Annotated in this window: 19 protein-coding genes and 2 pseudogenes; 12 read left to right on the top strand and 9 right to left on the bottom strand. The window is 67.8% G+C overall.

The features are described 5' to 3' along the window. Positions 1–326: 326 nt before the first annotated feature. Both OG389_RS29630 and OG389_RS29635 read right to left on the bottom strand, forming a co-directional pair. Entirely contained in the window at positions 327–905 is a 579-nt protein-coding gene (locus OG389_RS29630) for a hypothetical protein (protein ID WP_328301518.1), read from the bottom strand. Next, positions 827–1,441, bottom strand: a complete 615-nt coding sequence (locus OG389_RS29635; protein ID WP_328301519.1) for a hypothetical protein — start codon at positions 1,439–1,441, stop codon at positions 827–829. The genes OG389_RS29630 and OG389_RS29635 overlap by 79 nt, the downstream gene beginning before the upstream one ends. 174 nt (positions 1,442–1,615) lie before the next feature. On the opposite strand from OG389_RS29635, the gene OG389_RS29640 reads away from it, so the two are divergent. Then, positions 1,616–1,810 carry a hypothetical protein gene (locus OG389_RS29640; RefSeq protein ID WP_328301520.1) on the top strand — a complete coding sequence of 65 codons (195 nt, stop codon included), beginning with the start codon at positions 1,616–1,618 and terminating at the stop codon, positions 1,808–1,810. Between the two features lie 585 nt (positions 1,811–2,395). On the opposite strand, the gene OG389_RS29645 is transcribed toward OG389_RS29640, so the two are convergent. Both OG389_RS29645 and OG389_RS29650 read right to left on the bottom strand, forming a co-directional pair. Beyond that, complete coding sequence (locus OG389_RS29645) at positions 2,396–2,536, bottom strand: hypothetical protein (RefSeq protein WP_328301521.1); 141 nt, start codon at positions 2,534–2,536, stop codon at positions 2,396–2,398. A gap of 986 nt (positions 2,537–3,522) precedes the next feature. Next, positions 3,523–4,188 carry a hypothetical protein gene (locus OG389_RS29650; RefSeq protein WP_328301522.1) on the bottom strand — a complete coding sequence of 222 codons (666 nt, stop codon included), beginning with the start codon at positions 4,186–4,188 and terminating at the stop codon, positions 3,523–3,525. A 212-nt stretch (positions 4,189–4,400) separates the two neighbouring features. Between OG389_RS29650 and OG389_RS36865 the strand changes: the two genes are divergently transcribed. The 5 genes from OG389_RS36865 to OG389_RS29675 all read left to right on the top strand — a co-directional run bounded on the left by OG389_RS36865 (position 4,401) and on the right by OG389_RS29675 (position 8,476). Further along, positions 4,401–5,315: an IclR family transcriptional regulator domain-containing protein gene (locus tag OG389_RS36865; protein ID WP_443059470.1), complete on the top strand. Its 915-nt coding sequence runs from the start codon at positions 4,401–4,403 to the stop codon at positions 5,313–5,315. Positions 5,316–5,358: 43 nt separating this feature from the next. Next, a complete protein-coding gene (locus OG389_RS29660; protein ID WP_328301523.1) occupies positions 5,359–5,754 on the top strand; it encodes a hypothetical protein in 396 nt (131 codons plus the stop codon). A gap of 109 nt (positions 5,755–5,863) precedes the next feature. Further along, positions 5,864–6,610, top strand: a complete 747-nt coding sequence (locus OG389_RS29665) for an ATP-binding cassette domain-containing protein (RefSeq protein WP_328301524.1) — start codon at positions 5,864–5,866, stop codon at positions 6,608–6,610. A gap of 4 nt (positions 6,611–6,614) precedes the next feature. Continuing rightward, positions 6,615–7,880, top strand: a complete 1,266-nt coding sequence (locus OG389_RS29670; protein WP_328301525.1) for a DUF7224 domain-containing protein — start codon at positions 6,615–6,617, stop codon at positions 7,878–7,880. After that, positions 7,877–8,476, top strand: coding sequence for a hypothetical protein (locus OG389_RS29675; RefSeq protein WP_328301526.1), 600 nt, complete (start codon positions 7,877–7,879; stop codon positions 8,474–8,476). The genes OG389_RS29670 and OG389_RS29675 overlap by 4 nt, the downstream gene beginning before the upstream one ends. 48 nt (positions 8,477–8,524) lie before the next feature. Here OG389_RS29675 and OG389_RS29680 read toward each other — a convergent pair whose 3' ends face one another. Next, positions 8,525–8,914, bottom strand: a complete 390-nt coding sequence (locus tag OG389_RS29680) for a hypothetical protein (RefSeq protein ID WP_328301527.1) — start codon at positions 8,912–8,914, stop codon at positions 8,525–8,527. Between the two features lie 1,096 nt (positions 8,915–10,010). Then, entirely contained in the window at positions 10,011–11,150 is a 1,140-nt protein-coding gene (locus tag OG389_RS29685) for a glycosyltransferase 87 family protein (RefSeq protein WP_328301528.1), read from the bottom strand. Positions 11,151–11,813: 663 nt separating this feature from the next. Between OG389_RS29685 and OG389_RS29690 the strand changes: the two genes are divergently transcribed. The 4 genes and pseudogenes from OG389_RS29690 (at position 11,814) to OG389_RS29705 (ending at position 13,776) form a co-directional block, all read left to right on the top strand. After that, positions 11,814–11,948: a hypothetical protein gene (locus tag OG389_RS29690; protein ID WP_328301529.1), complete on the top strand. Its 135-nt coding sequence runs from the start codon at positions 11,814–11,816 to the stop codon at positions 11,946–11,948. Beyond that, positions 11,945–12,194 (top strand): annotated as a pseudogene (locus OG389_RS29695) (FAD-dependent oxidoreductase); the annotation flags it as partial. The gene OG389_RS29690 and the pseudogene OG389_RS29695, both read left to right, overlap by 4 nt. After that, on the top strand, positions 12,138–12,659 hold the full coding sequence (locus OG389_RS29700) for a flavin monoamine oxidase family protein (RefSeq protein ID WP_328301530.1): 522 nt from the start codon (positions 12,138–12,140) through the stop codon (positions 12,657–12,659). The pseudogene OG389_RS29695 and the gene OG389_RS29700, both read left to right, overlap by 57 nt. Positions 12,660–13,353: 694 nt before the next feature. Next, the gene (locus OG389_RS29705; protein ID WP_328304371.1) at positions 13,354–13,776 is read left to right on the top strand and encodes a hypothetical protein; all 423 of its coding nucleotides are present in this window, start codon (positions 13,354–13,356) and stop codon (positions 13,774–13,776) included. Between the two features lie 123 nt (positions 13,777–13,899). Here OG389_RS29705 and OG389_RS29710 read toward each other — a convergent pair. Together OG389_RS29710 and OG389_RS29715 are read right to left on the bottom strand one after the other, a co-directional pair. Further along, a pseudogene (locus OG389_RS29710) lies at positions 13,900–14,028 on the bottom strand (SMI1/KNR4 family protein); the annotation flags it as partial. Between the two features lie 48 nt (positions 14,029–14,076). Beyond that, positions 14,077–14,418 carry a HopJ type III effector protein gene (locus OG389_RS29715; RefSeq protein ID WP_328301531.1) on the bottom strand — a complete coding sequence of 114 codons (342 nt, stop codon included), beginning with the start codon at positions 14,416–14,418 and terminating at the stop codon, positions 14,077–14,079. A gap of 384 nt (positions 14,419–14,802) precedes the next feature. Between OG389_RS29715 and OG389_RS29720 the strand changes: the two genes are divergently transcribed. Beyond that, a complete protein-coding gene (locus OG389_RS29720) occupies positions 14,803–15,378 on the top strand; it encodes a hypothetical protein (RefSeq protein ID WP_328301532.1) in 576 nt (191 codons plus the stop codon). Between the two features lie 358 nt (positions 15,379–15,736). Here the strand turns inward: OG389_RS29720 and OG389_RS29725 are convergent, their stop codons facing one another. Then, positions 15,737–17,344, bottom strand: coding sequence for a TerD family protein (locus OG389_RS29725; RefSeq protein ID WP_328301533.1), 1,608 nt, complete (start codon positions 17,342–17,344; stop codon positions 15,737–15,739). A gap of 681 nt (positions 17,345–18,025) precedes the next feature. On the opposite strand from OG389_RS29725, the gene OG389_RS29730 reads away from it, so the two are divergent. Then, positions 18,026–18,262 carry a hypothetical protein gene (locus OG389_RS29730; RefSeq protein WP_328301534.1) on the top strand — a complete coding sequence of 79 codons (237 nt, stop codon included), beginning with the start codon at positions 18,026–18,028 and terminating at the stop codon, positions 18,260–18,262. Positions 18,263–18,292: the final 30 nt, after the last annotated feature.

The following is an 18,292-nucleotide window of genomic DNA, read 5'->3' on the forward strand; positions in this document are numbered from 1 at the left end:
GGGGCGGGACTGCTTCCATGTGGCGATGGTCGCCTCCCCCGGATCGGTCTTCTTCTCCGGCGCGGCCTGACTCGCGGTACTCCCGGCCCGGCCCGTACCGCTGCTCGGTGCTGGCCGCGTCGCCGTGACGGTCGGCGTGGAGGACGCTGCCTGAGCCGAGCCGCGCGGGCCGAATCCGCCCTCGCCCGTGGCGAGCGCCGCGATGCCGCCGATCATCCCACCCACGACGGCCGCGGCGACGGCCACGGTGACCACGGTCCTCCTCCGGGATCGGGGAGCGGCGGTACCCGATCGGCCGCTCCCGCAGCGACGACTCGCTGCGGGCGCTACGCGACCCGAACGCCTCCGAGGAGTAGGCCGGTCGGCCCCGGCGGCGCCCCACGAGGGAGGGCGGCGCCGGGGGCCGAGTGCGGAGACCCTGCCTGGGGGCGAGTCGGGTGGCGGGGATGAGGTAACACACGGACGACCGTGTCGTCTGGCCATGGGTTGTCCGAATAGTCGCCGCCGGAAAGGATGGTGGCGTGGTTCCAGGTTTCGTTGGGGGCGACGAGCTGGTTCTCCTTGACGGCGCCCACGTTCCCGGTGAAGTCCTGGTAGTTGGTGAGTTCGCCGTCACTCCAGCGGATGATGAGGTCCCAGTTGTCGTTTCCGGTGTAGTCACCCGAGGCGATCTCGTCCGCGTGTATCCAGGTGTCGTTCGGGGCTATGGCCTGGGTTTCCGTTCCCATGCCCCGCTCGGAGACATCGGTGAACTGGCTGACCTCGCCGTCCTTCCACCGGATGACGATGTCGTCCTGGCGGGCGTTTCCGGAGAACCGGCCCGTGGTCATCTGTTGCGCGTAGTTCTTCCAGTCGTCATTGGGTGCGAGGATCTGAATTTCGCCGTGGAATCCGTTCTCGTCCACGGACGGGTACAGCGACACCTCGCCGTCCTTCCAGCGGACGACCACATCCGATTTGCTGTTTCCGGTAAAGTCCCCCCGGCCGTGATTTCGAGTGCGTAGTCATGCCAGATGTCGTTCGGCGCCTGGACCTGGATCTCCTTGTCGAAGTAGCCCTTCTCCGGGTTCGCACCCCGGTACAGGCTCACTTCGCCGTCCTTCCACCAGACGAGCATGTCCATACGGTCACGGGAGTTGTCGCCACCGCCGGTGAAGTAGCCGGAGGCGATGCCGCGGGCGTAGTCCCGCCAGGTCTCCCCGGGCGGGAGAGCGGACCCGGGCCTGGAGTCGGGCTGCTTCCCCGCAACTGCGGCGTCGAAGACCCGCTTGACGTCGTCTCCGAAGTAGGAGCTGTAGGAGGTGTCCGGGGAGTGGCCTCCGGTCATCCACCCTCCGGTGACGCCGGCCAGTCCCAGGCCGTTGCCCATCTTGATCAGGAAGGGGCCGCCCGAGGTACCGGTCACGTAGCCCTTGCGCGCCACCTGGAGCTTGCTCGCCACCTAGTCGATCACCACGTCACCGATCCTGCCCGCCGGCGCAGGCTCGCCCAGCACGCAGAGGCGTGGAGCATCCCGTCCGACAGGCTGCTCGCCGACGTTGCCCTCGTGATCGGTCTCGCCCTGTGTGCTTCCGCTGCGGATACCGCGGCACCGGATGACGTCACGACGCCCGAGGTGGCCGAACACCTCGTGCCCGGCAGCGAGCCCGCTCTGTTCGCCACCGTCCCCCTCGAGTTGCCTGACACCGCCGCCGAGCTGAACAGGCTCCGGCTGATGTCGCTGTCACCGACCCCGGGCAGCGCGCTCCAGTGGATACGGACCCTGCACGCGGGCCGCGAAGTCGTCGAGGCGGTGAAACCCACCGTCTGATCGGGGCTGCTGCGTCACCATCCTTCGGCTCGATGCTCCCCTGGTACGGTCTGGTTGTACCAGGGGGCACAGCACCGCCAACGGCCTCGAGTTCGCGAGATCCAGCGCCCCCGCTTGGTCGGCCCTAGGCCAGGACGTTCGGCGCCTCGCGGCGTGGCCTCAGGCGATGTCTTCGTAGTCGGACAGGATCGTTGTGTTGCGGTGGACCTTGAACTCGACCTCGGCGTCCGCGGGCACCACGTCCTACTCGGATGCGGCCTCGGGGCTGAGCCTCCAGTCCCGGGTGACGTGACCATCCGGGCAGGTGATCCACGCGTCGGTGCCACACGCGTTCAGCGTCAGGCCCGTAGGCGTCGCAGGTGTGGCAGGCGGCCGGCATCCGGGACCAGTGCCCGACCGAAGCATCGACCCAGACCGTTGATCCGGCGGTTCGGACCTCGTACTGCTCCTGCTCGGTGTCCATCTGGGCCTCTCCTGCAGGGTTCGTTGTCGGTACATCATCTTCGCGCTCGGCCTGGTGGGCTGTCCGGTCGAACGGTGCAGTCCACCGCGTACGCAGTCGACTGCACCCGTCCAGACCACGGTTCAGCCCTGCCCCGGTGCAGCCTCCGGCTGGGCTCCGCTGAACCGGGGCACGTCCTCGATGGCCGCGTCCAGGCGCAGTCGCGCATACCGGATCGGGTGGCGGTAGACGCTGCCCCGGTCGACGGCGGTGTCGGCGCTCATCTCCGCGACGAGGTCGGGCTCGACCAGCGTGGTGTCGAGGACGTCGCGGGTGCCCCAGGCCGACGAGAAGCTCGCACCGGTCCGCCCGGGCCGCGAACAGGACCTCCAGCCGGCGCCGACACTCCCGGTACGGGAGGGTGAGGTGTACCGTGCCGTCGATCTGGAGGGCGTCGAAGGCGGAAGCGCGCGGGTTCCCAGATTCCTGAACGTGGGGAAGCCTGAACCTGCGTGCCCGTTAATGGCTGAGGCGATCGCGCGCGGAGGTCACGGTGAAGCTGGCGGGAGTTGCTTTGCGAGCGTTCGCCGCCGATCCAGCAACCCTCCGGCTCAATACAGCTAACCCGAAGGCCAAAGTGAGTTCGGCCTTCCGTCATCGCCCATGTGCGCCCGCCGCCAGATCTCGTTCCAGTTGAACGGGGTCTCCGGCACGAAGCGGTGGCGCCGCCCGCACGGACATGGCGCCAGCAACCACGCGCAGCCACGGCACAGCTCGACCCAGCCGTGCCCGGTCGAGCTCAGCACTCGCGGTCCCTCGTCCCCACAAGCCGGGCAGCCAGGCGGCTCGGGACCGTCCAGAATCGCGTTCTGCCGCCGAACGTACTCGGACAGACGCAGCGACGGGTGACGAAACGGGTCCTCGGACCAGGCACGGTCGGGACTTTCCCACCGGTTCCGTAGCCACCACGGCCGAGGGCTCGGTACAGCCCGCCGCCCAGCCTGCTTCTCCGTCCGGCGTTGCTCGGCGTAGTGGTCTGCCCGCACGAGCCACAGCACCCGCGCCTCGTGTAGTTCCTCCACGGCCCGTACCAGCGCGTCGGGGTCCGCCTCCAGCCGGCGGGGGATCGCGGCGCTGAGCGTGAGGTGGTGGTACGTCGCCCGCAGACCATAAGGAGCAAAAACGGTGAGGCAGGTGCGCAGCGCGCTGTGCCGCCGGTGGAGGGGGAGCCCGGCGTCGTGCACGTGCGCTCGGTGGGTCAGAAAGCTAGTCATGGTGTGGGTGGCAGGTCCAGTGCCCGTGCCAGGGCCGTAGTGAGGGCAGCAGCATGTGCTGGCAGGTGTTGTTCCGCCCAGGTTCCGGCAAGGCTGAGGAAGTTCTGCAGATCCTGCTGAGCGTTGGCGACGAGCCTGCGTACCTGTTCTACCGGCAGCTCGATCACCGGGCTGCCGTCCACCCCGTGAGCATCGAGTGTGAACCGGACAACGTCGTTGACGCGTTCGGCCACCGAGGATGGATCGTGGCCGAAGTAGGCGCAGCCGATACCGTCGAGCACGTCCAGCCAGTCCCGCCAGGACTCCAGTCCGTTGCAGCAGCCGGGCTCAACGAAGACGCTGTCGGTGGCGTTGTCGGTCACCCGGAAGCCGCCGACGGCGAGCAGGTCAGGCATGGTGAGCAGCCCGTACAGGAAGGCGCCGAGCGGGTCGGTCGGCGACGAGTCGTGCTCCTCCTGCGGCTCGGAGTCATTGCAGTCGGCGATCTGCATAACGGCCGTGCCGACCTCCGCCGGAGTCAGCCTCCCGTTCAGCACGAGGTAGTCAAATGACTCGTGCTCGCCAACGGGCCGGAGCGCGAAGTCGTCGGAAGCGGAGATCTCCAGAATGGGTTGCATAACAATCACACGGGGATGATGCCGGACCCGCCGCTTCGTCGCCACGGGCTTTCGGCTACGGCGTTGGGCTCGGAGCGGGCCCGCTACCTGCAGTTTTGAGGTGGGCTCTGGGAAGGAGTGCTGACCTGCCGCAGCTCCATCTCGCCCACGCCATCGAGCACCTGGTCCGCACCCAGCTCGCCACCTCAGTTACCCACGGCGTCTACGCGGCCGGCCCCTCCCTCAAACTCGCCGAGACCGGAACGAACGGCGGGGCGTTGCTGCGGGAGACACTCCCGTTCCTGCGCGACGAGGTCGGCGCGGCGGTCTACGTCGCCAGCTACACCGACGGCGAGATCTCCATTACCCAGTACGCAGACAGCCCCACAGCTCCCGCCGTCCACGAATGGGTCGACTTCCGCGAAGCCGCCCACGCCTCCGCCGTCGGCAAAGCCCTCCTAGTCCAGCTCGACGAGGAGGTGCGCCGCGAACACCTGAACCGCCACCGGATGGAGGCCTTCACCCCTCACACCATCACCAGCCCTGAGGTCCTCTTCAGCGAGCTCGACACCCGCCACCCCGGCGAACCTCTCCTGGACCTTCAGGAGTACGCCCTGGGAACCGTCTGCGCCGCCGTCCCCATCCGCACGGGCACCGAACCCGAATGCGTAGCGCTCTCCCTGCCCTCCCCGGAGCGGTGCGGCAGGGCCAGGACCGCCGCGCTCCCAGGCGGACCAGGTGTTCCGTTCTGCCTCGCTGAGGGGACGCGACCCGACGTGTGCTCGTGGCGTCGGCCGCCGGGCATGCGGCGGGCTCTGCGTCGGTCACGGCCGCGTGACGGCTGGGTGAGGAGAGTGCCCCGTCAGGCAGGGTGGCTGCGCCGGTGGGCGGTTCCGGCCAGCGCAGCCGAAATGTGGGTTCTACTTTGGGTCATCCTTGTTGTTCTGATGGGTTGTCGGCCGTGTGGTGGGTTGCTTTCCGAAGCTTGCGTCTTCCGGTTCCGCTCTCGGGTTGCACACGTTTGCAGGGGTGAGTCGCGGGCCGGTAATCGAGCCTCCGCTTGTGTGGGAGGGGCGCCCAAGTGGTCCTTTTGCCCCGTTCTGGTCACGTTGGCTGGCAACGGATATATGCACGCGCTGCAGGTCCGTACGTACGTACGATCGCCGCGATTTGCATTCACAGGACTGCGATGACGGGCTCCGCGCGCCTGCGGACCCGTCACTGGGAGGGGATCGTATGAACTCGATGCGCAAGGCCACGGCGGTCGCCGTGGGCGGTTTGACGCTGTTAGCCCTGGGCGTGGCGGATGCCGCGGCTGAGGGCTCGAGGACCACTTACATCGCCGGCTGGGAGCGGGGTCACGAGTCGAACCGTTGGTACGACAACAACAGCGACTCCACCACCACCACTGTGGGATTCGGCAGCTGCTACACCGACAGCTCCTTCAACTCGGCGACGGTGGCTGTCTACCAGGACGTCAGTTGGAGCCCTGACAAGAACATCGCCACCAGGGCGAACTACTGCAACACCACCTACTACGGCCGTGTCAGCGCGGGCTCGTACTACTTCAAGGTGTCCGACTTCAGCGGCGGCTCGCGCCTGAGCGTGGACGACGTGAACATCGGCTGGTAATCGATGTCAGCCGGGGCCCGGGGGAACGATCGCCGGGCCCCGGGCCGTCTCAGAGCCAGACCACACCAGCGCTGCGTACAGCCCTTGCGGGCGGATTGAGCACGAATCCATGACACTGCGTTTGACCGGGATCGGGTTCCGCTACAGGCGGAGCGCGGCCGTCTTCGACAACTTCGACCTGTCGACCTCCAGTCCCGCCACCGTCCTCCTGGGCCCCAACGGGGCCGGCAAGTCCACCTTGATGGGGATCGCGGCAACCCACCTGCAGGCTGAGACAGGCACCGTCTCCTGGCGGGCTACGACCCCGAACAACCGCAGGGACAGGGTTGCCTACGTGCGGGCCGTGGCGTGGCTGCCGCAGGAAGTCGTGGCCATTCCCGGGCTCAACGTCCGGGAGCAGGTCGCCTACATGGGCTGGCTCAAGGGAATGTCGCGCCGTGCCGCATGGGACGCCTCCAGCGACGCGCTCGAGCGTGTGAGGCTGAGTGATCTCGCGGACCGGCGCAGCCACCAGCTGTCCGGGGGCCAGAAGCGGCGCATGGGACTGGCCGGGGCGCTCACCCACAAGAGCGAGCTCATCCTCATGGACGAACCCACCGCCGGCCTGGATCCGACGCAGCGAAAGATCTTCCGGCAGCTGCTGGACACGCTCCGCGAGGACGTGCACATCGTTGTGTCCACTCATCAGACCGAGGACCTGGCCGACTCCTACTCCGAGGTCGTGGTCCTCGATCAGGGCCAGGTCCGCTTCCAGGGCAGCACCCAGGCGTTCCACGCCCTAGCCGGCACTGCTACTGACAGCCCGCGTGAGCGCGCCGAGGCCGCGTACGCCGAGCTCGTCCGCGGAGAGGTGTAAAGGGATGCTGCTGCGAACCCTGCTGCGTACCTCCGCGGCCCTCTACGTGATTCCCTTTCTGATCCTGTTCGTCATGACCGCCATCGCGCGGGATCTGACCGCCTGGACCACAGCCGGGTACTGGCCCTCTGCCACGGGCAGTTCCCTGCACTCGCTCCCGTTCATCTGCACCATCGCTGCGGGGCTCGGCGCCTGGGAGGGCGCGCGACTGGCGCAGGGCCGGGTCTTCGGGCAGACAGCTGCCCGAAGCCGTCTTTCGATCACCGCGCCCGTCCTGGCCCCCGTTGTCGTCGGTGCCCTGCTGACGTCCCTGGCGGCTCTGCTGCTGTCGGCCGACGCCGCGGGCGTCGGCGCGGGGCTGCCGGACCTCCAGATGCTGCTCGTCGTGTTCCTCATGGTCGTGATGAACACCCTGCTCGGGTTCTGCGCGGGACTGCGATGGCGGGCGGTGATCTCCGTTCCCGTCGTTCTCGTCGGGGCGTTCTTCCTCAACGCCTATCCCGTGTCCTGGAGCATCCTGTGGATCCGCCACCTGATCGGGGGAGGGCTCGCGGACTGCTGCGCCGTGGACCAGGTACTGGACGGACGGGCCCTGTGGCCCGTCGTACTGTTCGCCGGTGGCCTCATCCTGGCCTGTCTCATCGGCCTCGACACCCGTACGACGCCGCGCACCATCGCAGCGATCACAGCCTCCGTGATCGTCGGTACCGGACTCGCCGTGGTCGTTGCCGTCCCCATCCCGGTCACCCCCGTGGCCGACCGGCCGACGGGGGACCTTGTCTGTGAGAAGGCGGCAAACACCACGGTGTGCCTGTGGCCCGAGGTGGAACACCCGGACAAGATCCGGCCGACGGTGAACACGGTTCGGAGCAAACTCGCCGACGCCGGCATCGAGACCGCCGCCGTCTACACCATGGCGGCGACCCCGCGGCAGGGCGAGGCGAAACTCGGCATCACCACCGAGCCCCGAGGAGCCGACGTGGTCGCCGGCGTCGCTCTCAGCCTGCTGCCTGCCGTGCCGGCCTGCGCCGCCGACGGCCCCTACCCGGGCTCGCTCGCGCAACCGCCCACTTCAGCCTGGCTCCTGCTCACCGCCGGAATGCCCGCCGAAGCCCTCCAAGGGCGCTTCGATCCCCCCACCATCGAACTCGTCAACCGGATCCGGACCCTGCCCCGTGAGGAACAGCAGGCCTGGTACCGGTTCAACAACGAGGCCATGCGGGGCTGCTCCACCAAGCCTCAGATCACGCCCGCGGCGCTGGCCCGATGAGCTGGTGGCTGAAAGCCCGGACGGCTCACGGCCTCGCCGCAGCCTGTGCACTCACTGTCGTCCTCGGCATCCTCCTGGGCGATGCCGAGCTCCCGATTCCGGTCTTGACCGGACAGGCGGGGGTGTTCCTCGCAGGGCACCTGCTGACCGTCCTGCCGGCCGTGGTCCTCATGTACGGACAGGAACGTACAGACCATCGGATCGAGTCGACGGCAGCCCGTCCGGTCAACCGGTGGAACGCGTCCATGGGCGCGGTTGCCGCCCTAGCGGTAGTTGCGGCGACAGCATTGATCTACCTGGTCTCGGGATCATCCATGGCCATTGTCAGTGGACGCAACATCGCCGCCTACATCGGCATCGCGATGATTCTTGCCGCATTCATCGGACCCCGAGTGTCGGCCGTCCTCACCACCCTGCTGCCGATCGGATTGGCAAATACAGGATGGGCCCCGTCCGGAGCGCCTAAAATCTGGGCGTGGCTTCTGCATGACGCGAATTCTGGAATCGCACTCGCATCAGCCGCTTTCGCATTGGTGGCAGGATTTTCCGCTCTCTGGCGGCGAAGAAGCCCGCTACAATGGCGAGTCCTGAACTGAGTGCACAAAATGCGGGCCTGCAGATTCGCAGGCCCGCATTCTTGAGTCCTACCAGTATATGTTCACGGTGGAGGCGTTGAAGGCGTCACCATCCGCGAAGCCGTCCAGCTTGAAGTAGTACGAGCCGGCTGTCACGTCACCCCATTCCGAGGCCCCACAGTAGTTCGTCCTCCCACCGTAGCCGCGGTCCGGAGACAGGCTCACGTCGCGCCACAGGGACAGAGAAGCCCAGCTGAAGTGGCCGGTCGTGTCGCAACCGTTGAGGGCCACCGTAGTGCTCGCAGAGTCGTTGTTGTTGTCCCACCAGCGACTCGACTCCTTCCCGGGCTGCCACCAAGATATGTAGCTGGTGCGGGAATTTTCGGCCTGCGCCGGCAGTGCTGCAAGCCCCGCTAGGAGTACCCCTCCGGCAAGTGAAGCTACGATCTTCCTTTTCAAGTTCCGCCCCTCCCTGACGATATCGATACGCGCCGTTCTGGTGCGCGCACAGCGGCCTGGGCGTCAAAACGCCCGGGCCTTTCGAATATTAGACGGATATCCGAGCAACTTAAAGCGGTATCGGGTTGGGCGGGGCGAAATCTGGCACACCAGCGCGAAGGAACGACCAGAATCGGCCAGTTCCGGCGAGTTGAGAGGAGACCGGTTTCGCGTTGCCGAACGGGAGGAGCCACCCGCTATCTGCGCGATAAGGTGCGATGAATGGAAGCGGGCCTGCGAGTCGCTACTACGTAGTGGAACAATTCAGGTCAAGAACTGGAACTCGTCAATGCGACGAGGCAACCAACAGGCACTTCTCGGAATCCACGGTCGGCCGACCAGGTCAGCCCGCACTCCGGCACGGCGACGGCTCGGGACAGGTCCGGCCCCGGGTACCGCGAGCAGGCCCAGCCCCGGGTACCGCGAGCAGGCCCAGCTGCCGCAGCGCATTCGGGAAGGGCACCACATCGCACCGCACCACCTTGCGGGAGTCGGCACCGAAGCGGGCTCGTCAACGTCACCGCGGGCTTGAGAACGAGAAGTACGAGGTCGACATGCCCTTCCCGGACCTCCATCCGGTGCCGGTCGATCGTTCGCCCGGACCATTGCCTGCGCTGGGTCGGGATCACGAACGAGGACGGTTACGGGCTCATCGGCCCATCCGGCGGAGCGCGAGCTGGTGCCAACGCCTCCGTACGGTCTCGGCGTCCTCGGCCCACAGCACAGCCGAGTCCGCCGGGGGTACGCGGCCCGCGAGATGTCGGGCGACGTCGGTGTAGTACGCGTGGTCGCCGTTCTGGGTGAGCTCGTTCAGCCGGTCGATACTCGCATCGGTCGCGGCGGCGTCCGCGCGAACGGTGTGGTGGAAGGCCAGGGCGAGTTCGAGGAGAGGTGCGGCCGCGGTGATCCCGGCGGCGGCGATCGCGGCCCGCAGCAGGTCCTCGCGTTCCTCGAGGTCACCGCCGGCGTCACGGACGAGAGCTCCTTGCCGCAGCCGGCCTCGCCGCCGCAGCCCGCCCGGCCCACCGCGCCGCCCGACTCAACCTCCTGGCCAGCATCAAAACCGAATAGCAGCGCACCCGCCAGCCGACAGTGCCACCGTCGAGGGCCGCTCAATGTCCCGGCCCGCGACCGCCGGAGCGCCAGCCCGGCGGAGTCTGGGCCAGCACCGGTCAGGTAGCGGCGCCCGTGCCCTGGTACGACGCGTTCTGACGACCTGCGACCAGAACAAGGCCAGTTTTATGCTCCTTGGGGTGCCCGATGGCGAGCAGCGTAGTGATCCGCATACGCAGTAGGCGGTTCCCAGCCATGCCAGGAGGCGGGGGTAGTCGTCGCCGGGGGTCAGCGCGTTCTGAGCGGTCGCGAGGTGGGGCACCAGACTCGTGCCTGCTGCGAGTGTCCACGCGGCCAGCGCGAGACGCGCGGCGAGGTGCGTGCGGTTTGTGGGCGCGGCGAGCCACATGAGGGCCGGGATGCACCACACCCAGTGGTGGCTCCAGGAGATCGGTAGCAGCATCAGCCCGGTCAGCTGGACGACCAGCAGGACACCGAGGCGATCCGAACGCCGGGTGGCACGGTAGCCCGCGAACACCGCTGTGCCGAGGACCAGCATCGCGCACGCGCACCACAGCAGGCCCAAACCCGTGTCCTGGCCGGTCAGCCGGGCAAGCACTCCCGGCAGCGACTGGTTGCGCACCGACATCACCGACCCGACCCGGCCCGTGTCCCACAGCAGCCCCAGCCAGAAGCGGGCCGATTCCCGCGGTGCCACCAGCCACCCGATCGCAAGGGTCATCCCGAAAGCTGCCAGGGACCACAGAGCCGCCTTTCTGCGGCCGGCGACAAGCAGGTACACGCTGGTGACCGCGGGAGTGAGTTTCATGCCTGTGGCGATTCCGACACCACCACCGGCAAGTACCGGCCTTCCCGCGGGCAGGGCCGCCGCCGACAGGGCGATGGCTGCAAGGACAAGGTTCACCTGCCCGAGGTCGAGCGTGTGGTGGACCGGCTCGCACCACAACAGCACCGCCGCCCACAGCATCAAGCGACGGTGCTCCAGCCGGGCACCGTCCAGCAGCACAGCGCTCCTGTTCATGATCACCAACAGGGCGAACACGCTCACCGTCTGCACCACGACCACGGCTACGGGCCACGGCAGCCAGGACAACGGCAGCGAACGGCGGATAGGTGAACACAAGCCCCCGAGGACCCGACCGGACCTCGTACAGATGCCCGGACAGCAGGCCCGGGGCGGCCTCGTAATACACCCGGATATCCGTGGGCGCCGGCATCGACAGCAACATCAACAGCACATGCGCCGCAAGCGACGCCGCCAGTAGCCACACCGCATGCCGCCGAGCCCAGCCGAGCCACGACGCGCCGGGCAACCTAGTCACACCAAGCCCTCCACCACCATGATCAGCAACCGGGCCCTCGGCCGCTCGCGGAGACCTCCGCGACACCACGCCGCCGCACACGACAAAGACTGAATCCATCCGCCACCCATCTAAGGGGACGAGCAATCAGCCCGATTTCAACCTGGCCCGCCCCAATTGGATCACTGCAATGACCTCGGGCCCGCTGCGACAAGCCAGGAAGGACTACGGAACTTCGGGTAGCCGGAAGCCGAACCGCGTCATGTGCTGTTACAGGCGCAGGCTCATTCGTCGGCGGCGCGGGGCCCGTACCCGTTGGCGATGCGGGTCCGTGACGAGTTGGGCGATTTGTTCGCGGACGCCGAGTTCGCCGAGGCGTTCGGATCCAGAGGGCGGCCGGGCTGGTCACCGGGCCGGGCTGGGACCTGGCCGACATCCAGGCCGCCGGAACCCTGGAGATCCTCACCTCCAGGCTGCACTACTCCGTGATCACCGCCCTCATGGACAACGCGACCATCACCCCGACCAACCGCTACTGGGAGCTGGAAGGCGGCATGGACGTCCTGACCAGCGCCATGGCGGCCCCCTCAAGAACGACATCCGCATGGGCCGGCGGATGACGCGGCTGGTCCAGAGCGGGACCGGCGTCCGGATCGAGACCGCCGTCGAAAGCGGCGACGAGGAGTCCTGCGACGGCGCACCGACCGGACCCTTCCAGAGCTTCGAGGGCGACCACGCCATCGTCACGATCCCCTTCAGCGCGCTGCGCTTCTGCTCCGCCGAACCACCGATGTCCTATCCCAAGCGCCGTGCCGTCGCGGACCTCCACTACGCGCCGGCGACCAAGGTGCTCCTGGAGTTCAAGACCCGCTTCTGGGAGAGGGGCCCCAGCGGCTTCCCCGGCGGCGGCTGCACGTCCGACAGCCCGGGCCGCTTCGCCTACCTACCTGCCCTCGCACGCGCCCGCCGGATCACCGGGCGGCGTCGTCCTCGCCTCGTACAGCTGGTCCGACGACGCCATGCGCGGGGACTCCCTCACCGAGGGCGAGCGCCGTGCCTTCGCCCTCGACGACATGGAGCGCCTCTTCGGCTGCGTCGTACGCCGTGAGTACACGGGCGTCGGCGTCACCCAGTCCTGGACCAGGGCGCGCTACGCCCTCGGCCAAGCGGCCATGTTCACCCCGGGCCAGCTCCACGAACTGCACCCCGCGACGCGCACCGCGGAGGGCCGGGTCCACTTCGCCGGCGAGCACACCAGCCTCAAACCCGCCTGGATCGAAGGCTCCCTCGAATCAGCCGTACGCGCCTTCCTGGAGGTCCACCCCCGCTGAGCGGTCTCTCCCAGGTCCGGGTCTGCCGAATGAACGGCGAGACAAATGGTCCGGGGTCGGTGACCAGTGCACCTCCGGCCAATCGGCATCGCCCGCTGTGCGCCACATCGAAGTGCGGAATGGGCGGCCTCGGCCCTCCCGCAGCCCGTGACGAGGAAGCTTTCCTGCCGGCCGGGTGGTATCCGAAACGAGCCGTGCTGCCGATCGGGCGGCATGGCGCGAGTACGACAGGGATAGAGTCGGCACTGACGGCAACCGCCGGAATACTTACCGTGAAGAGATTTCCATGTTCGGGGCCAATCAACATTCTCAGGAGCGCCAGCGATCCGACGGGCTGTGATGCCACGGACTGTCTCCGGGCAGAGCTTTCGGCCATTTGGCCGAGCGTCGCACCCGTGTTGCTGGGCCGACCTCTGGGTGGCGGCCGTACCGGTCTGTCCAGTAGACCCGCGGGCGACTGAACCGGGTCGATGTGCCGCTGGGGGGAGTTCGGTTCGTGCCCGTCGCGTTCGGCCTCGGCGGATTCCCTACCGGTCTCGCGAGCCTATTCGGTGCGCGAAAGACGGCCGGCTGACGCCGGGAGCACGCGCCGTACGTAGCCCGGCCGCAGGCCTCAAGCATGCGAATTCGGCCGCCATTCGGTGGCCTTCGGACGAAGACGCCATTACCAATACGAACCGAGGACGATCCCACCATGAAGACGATGACGAAGATCTGTTCGGGACTGGGTACCGCATTGCTGCTTGTCGCGTCGATGGCGCTGACCAGTGGCTCGGCCGCCGCCGCACAGCCGCTGAACGAGTCCCTCCCCACCGCATCCAAGATGCGGCTGACCGGTCACTGGACCGAGTCGATCGACCGGAACCGTCCCGGAATCACCTTCTACATCCAGGAACTGACCTTCACTTCGGACGGTCACTTCGAGCAGATCAACGACGTGATCTGCAACCAGGAGAACTGCCCTGCTTTCAAGATCGGTATGAACAAGGGCACGTACCGTACCGACGGCCGGACCATCCGTCTCGACGGTAGCCTCTACGACCTCAACGGCACCGTATTGACCAGGAACACCATCAGCCTGGACAAGCATGTCCTTCACCGCGTCGGCAAGGGCTAGGCACAAGGCGAGCCCGGCGAGCCGGACTTGCCCACCTGGCCACCGGGCACGGCCGGCTCGCACTCCACGGGCATCGGCGTGGACAGCGGGGTGCGCGGTCCGGCAACGGCGCCAGCAGCAGGGTTCCCAGGGTCCGGGAACGTCGGCCAGCAGCCACAGGAAGTCGCCCAGGTCGCGCGCGAAGACACCGATCTCCCCCTCGGACCCCAGGAGGACGACGGGCTGCTCTACCAGCGGCCGGCTCGGGCGGATGGACGGGGTGGTGCTGGTGACCTTTGGCACCCGCCCGGATTTCGCTGCTCAGCTCCTGCGGGCCAACGGCTGCCCGGCGAAGACCACCCCTGCCAGGCCATGGGCCATGAGGTTGCGAATGTTGCCGTGATCGGTGTCGTTCGGCGTCGCCAGCACACTGCGATAGTGCTCACCGAATGCCAGCAGCGCTTCTTGGTCGCTCAGCTCTTCCAGCAGCGCCAGCCCCAGCGTCTTGCAGGAACCCTCGTTCTCGCCTGCGGCATTTTCCAGTTCCCCGTTGCGGAACGCCTGCGGCTGATACGCGTAGTGCGCGGCGATGAAGGCCAAGGTGTCGACGAACTCGTGCTCACCTGACGCAAGGCTTGCCCGCAGCGAGTTCAGATCAGTCATGGTGGTTCCCCTGGGTTGAACAGACGATCCGATTGCCGTCCGTGACCGGACGACATTATCCCCTTGTGGACAGCCGGCAAGAATCGCGCGACACGTCCGAACGGGCGCCATCTCCGCAGGTCACGGTGTGCGTCTGTGTCTGTGCGACCCGCCGAGAGCCGGTTTCGGACGGCCGGGGGTGGCGGAGGGTCACCCCCCAAGAATGCGCTGGCTGGTCCCGTATCAGGCAACGGTCGCCTGTTCTGATGGGTGGGTTGGCGCCTGGTAGCGTCGCTCTCTTCGGCTGGGGCAGCTTGCTGGAGTCTTGATGGGATGCACGGTGACTTCTCCAGATGGCGATGTCCTGCCGCTGCGGTGGCGAGGGTCGCGAAGACCTTCGGCGGCATGACGGCCCGATCGGACGAGACCGGGTGCGGCCGGTGCTTCGATGAGGTCGAGGTCGAGCTGCTGCGGACTCCTGACGTGCGGCTCACGACGGATCTTGTCGGCCGAGTCGCGAGGAAAGAACCTTTCCACTGGGGCGATCAGCCCGCGATCATCCGTCGGGTCCTGCCGCGGCTCGTCGTGATGCTGGCCGAGGGCGCGGTCGAGTCCGCTCTCATGGCCCGTGGCCTGGTCGCGGCGGGCTGGTCGCGGTGGCCCCGCGAGCAGGCGGGGGCAGAGGCCGGATTCCTGGAGGCGTGGTGGACGCAGGCCCTGCGGATGGAGTCGCCACCGACCCCAGTGTGCGAGGTCTTCGAGAGCTGTGTGACCGCGAGTTCCTCGGTCGCCCCGTGTCTCGCCCGCTGGGAGGCGGAGAGGGGCACGGTCGCCCGCCACCACCTGACTGAGAGCGTCGGCTGGTGGCGGGAGGAGTTGACGTCCGACGACTCGCCGTTCACCTGGTGGTGGGGCACGGCGACGGAGGAACAGGCCGCCTGGCGCGAGGTTAAGACATGGCTGGCCGCTCAGACCCAGTAGCGCAGGGCGGTGAACTGGGCCTCGGTCCGTTTGAGCCAGAAGGAGTTGGTCGGGAGGGCTTGTCCTGGGCCAGGTCGTAGGCGGCGAAGAGATGTCGCACGCAGCCGTAGCGGTTGTAGGTCGCGAGCGGATGCGCCCGGAACGGTGCCGCGTCACCCCGCCGGACGGGTCGTGGCGGCCGTGCGCGGCGCCGGGGCGAAGCCCGGTGGTGGTGACGGGAGGCTGGCGCCCGCCGGGGCGGCGGCGTAGACGTAGGCGTAGGGCCGTTGCCTGCGTCACCTGGTCCGGCTCGCCGTACCGGCAGTCGAACTCCAGGGGCTTCATGGACATGGATGTGTGCCTCTGCACGATGGGCAACCTACGCCACGTCAACTCCGTGCGCTCTGGCCAAGCCGTCGAGTCCGTCGGCCCAACCCTGTCCGACTGCTCGGAGCTTCCACACAGGCCGATCTTCGGCGGACCTGTGCCGGTACAGCTCGGCGACGACCATCGCGCGGATGGCTGGGTCGGCGGGTGGCTGGAAGGTCCAGGTGGTAGTGGCGCATCCAATGGACAGTTCTGCGTGGGTGAGGGAGCCGCATGTCAGTCCGGTGTCGACGTCCATGTTGATCGCGATTGTCATGCGCTGGACCTGCTCCGGCAGAGCTGCGAGGTGGATGGCGGCGCGCTCGACGGAGCGGGTGCCATCGTTCTGCTTGCCCAGGAGACGCGCGGCCCCCTGGGCGGCGGACGGCTGGTTGTAGAAGACGAAGTCCTCATCGGAGGCGACCCGGCTCTGTGCGTTGGTGAGGAAGAGCGTGAGGTCGGCATCTGCGCCGCCGAAGCTGAACGCGATGGTCAGCCCCTCCCATGCCTCGTCGGGCAGTGTGAGGTTCTGCCCCGGCGTGAGCGCCATCGGGGCAGCGAGAACGGGCTCGCCCATGGTGGCCGGCTGGGCCGCCGACGGGGTCCGTGTCCTCCATTCGGCGAACGTGTGGATCCGGTAGTGGTCCGGGGCCGGTGCATCGTGAGCGGCCGGGGCGTTGGCAAGGAGGTCGCCATCCAGGCCGGCGAGCGTGGCGTCAACGGAGGCTGCGTCGTCCTGGGCATGATCGAGCAGGCTTTGCAGTCCGGGCAGTCGACTGGTGTCCAGGGGTTTGACGGTGCTCGCAAGATTTCCGGAGGCGGTCGTGGCGACGGCACAGGCGACGTCCTGGCCGATGTCGAGGAACCGCAGCGCGTCCTCCGGCTGCCGCCAGGGGACCGACTCGATAGCCTGGCGGGTCCACCGGCCGTACACCACGAACCCCAGCCGCTGGGTGTCCGGCATGCGCGTGATCACCGCGAGGTCGATCGCGGTGATCCCCGGCGCGACGGCGAAGCCCTCCTTGAGGGTCGCGACGACGTTGGACCCCATGGCCGTGAGCCACCACAAGACCCGGTCCCGCTTGGTCAGTGTCTTCAGCGTGGGGCGCCCGCTGGAGGTGACTCCAGGAGTCTGGTCGGGCAATGAATCGATGTCGTGCTGCCGCATCACCACGGACATCACGGAGCCGTCGACCCCGACGGCACAGCCGGAGGCGGGGTTGTCGGAGAAGGCGTAGTTGACCGTCTCGCACACGGTCGCCTCGTCGTTCGCGACGAGGGCCTGCCACCACTGCTGTGCTTCGGTGTTCAGCTCTCCGTGGATGCCGTGCAACCGCGCCTGCTCGGCAGCCAGGTACCCCGGAGCGTCGTGCTCGGCGCGCAGCTTCGCCTCCGCGCGCTCGGTACGGGCGAACACGCCGAGCCCCGCCAGGTGGAACGCCTTGGCCTCGGCCAGGGCCCAGGGCAGCCCGAGTTGCGGGGGCCCGGGTACCACCGGTGGGCATACGGGGGAGAAGGACTGCAGGTGCACGCTGGTCATCTGCTGACGCAGCTCCCGCAAGTGCGCGATGGCCGCATCCCGTTCCGCCTCCTGCTGGGCCCGCTCGGCCTGCCGGCGCACCCGTTCCAGCTGTGCGCCCGAAGGCGCGGCTGTCCGCGGACGGGAGCCGGAGCGGGTCGTGCGACTCGTACTGGTCCGGCGGCGCCCGCCGCCCAGCGCGGTAGAGGCATAGAGGGGCCCCATCCCCGACGAGAGCGTCGTCCGGCCACCACCCACGCTCGCGCGTGCCATCCGTGGTCCGACGGACGTCCGTACGCCCCTGGTCGAGACACGCACACTCAGTCCGGGCACACCGACGCGGAATCCGAAACCCATGGAGCCTCCCCTGCTGCTGCGGGGAGTCTGTCACTACCCGGGCGCCGTTGCGTGAGGATCGGGGCATCTCATCGACCAACTGGAGGGGGCGCCCGAGATCGCACCCCAGGCCTCTGACCCAGGGCTTCTCGGGAGGAGATCATTTGAGTCGAAGAACAGGGCTGGCCGGACCAGAGGGGTGGACGTCATGTCAGAGGAACCGGAACACGGTTTCGCCGACAAGCTGAACCGGCTCTGCGAGACCGTCAGACCGGATCCCCACCACGAGTACAGCAACGAGCAGGTGGCCTCCGCCATCCGGGACACCGGGGTGTCGATCTCTCAGAGAGCTACATCTGGCAGCTGCGGAAGAGCAAGAAGACCAATCCGACGCTGCGTCATCTGCAGGCGCTGGCAGGTTTCTTCGGAGTCTCCACGGCCTATTTCGTGGACGACTCGGCCACCGCGCGCATCGAGGAGCAGCTCTCGGCCCTCGCCGCCGCGCAGGCGCGGCTGTACGAGGCGTCGCAGGGCAGTGACCTGAAGCTGATGGCCATGCGGGCGGGTCAGTTGTCGCAGAAGCACCGCGAACAGGTGATGGATCTGCTGGACGTGGTCTACCGCCTGGAGCAGGCCGAGGGCGGTCCCGGCCGAAACGATGGCCTGAATCATCCTGGATCATGATGGTCTGACGCCATTGGATGGAATTTCCAG

The sequence above is a fragment of the Streptomyces sp. NBC_00435 genome, from assembly GCF_036014235.1.
Taxonomy (GTDB): Bacteria; Actinomycetota; Actinomycetes; order Streptomycetales; family Streptomycetaceae; genus Streptomyces.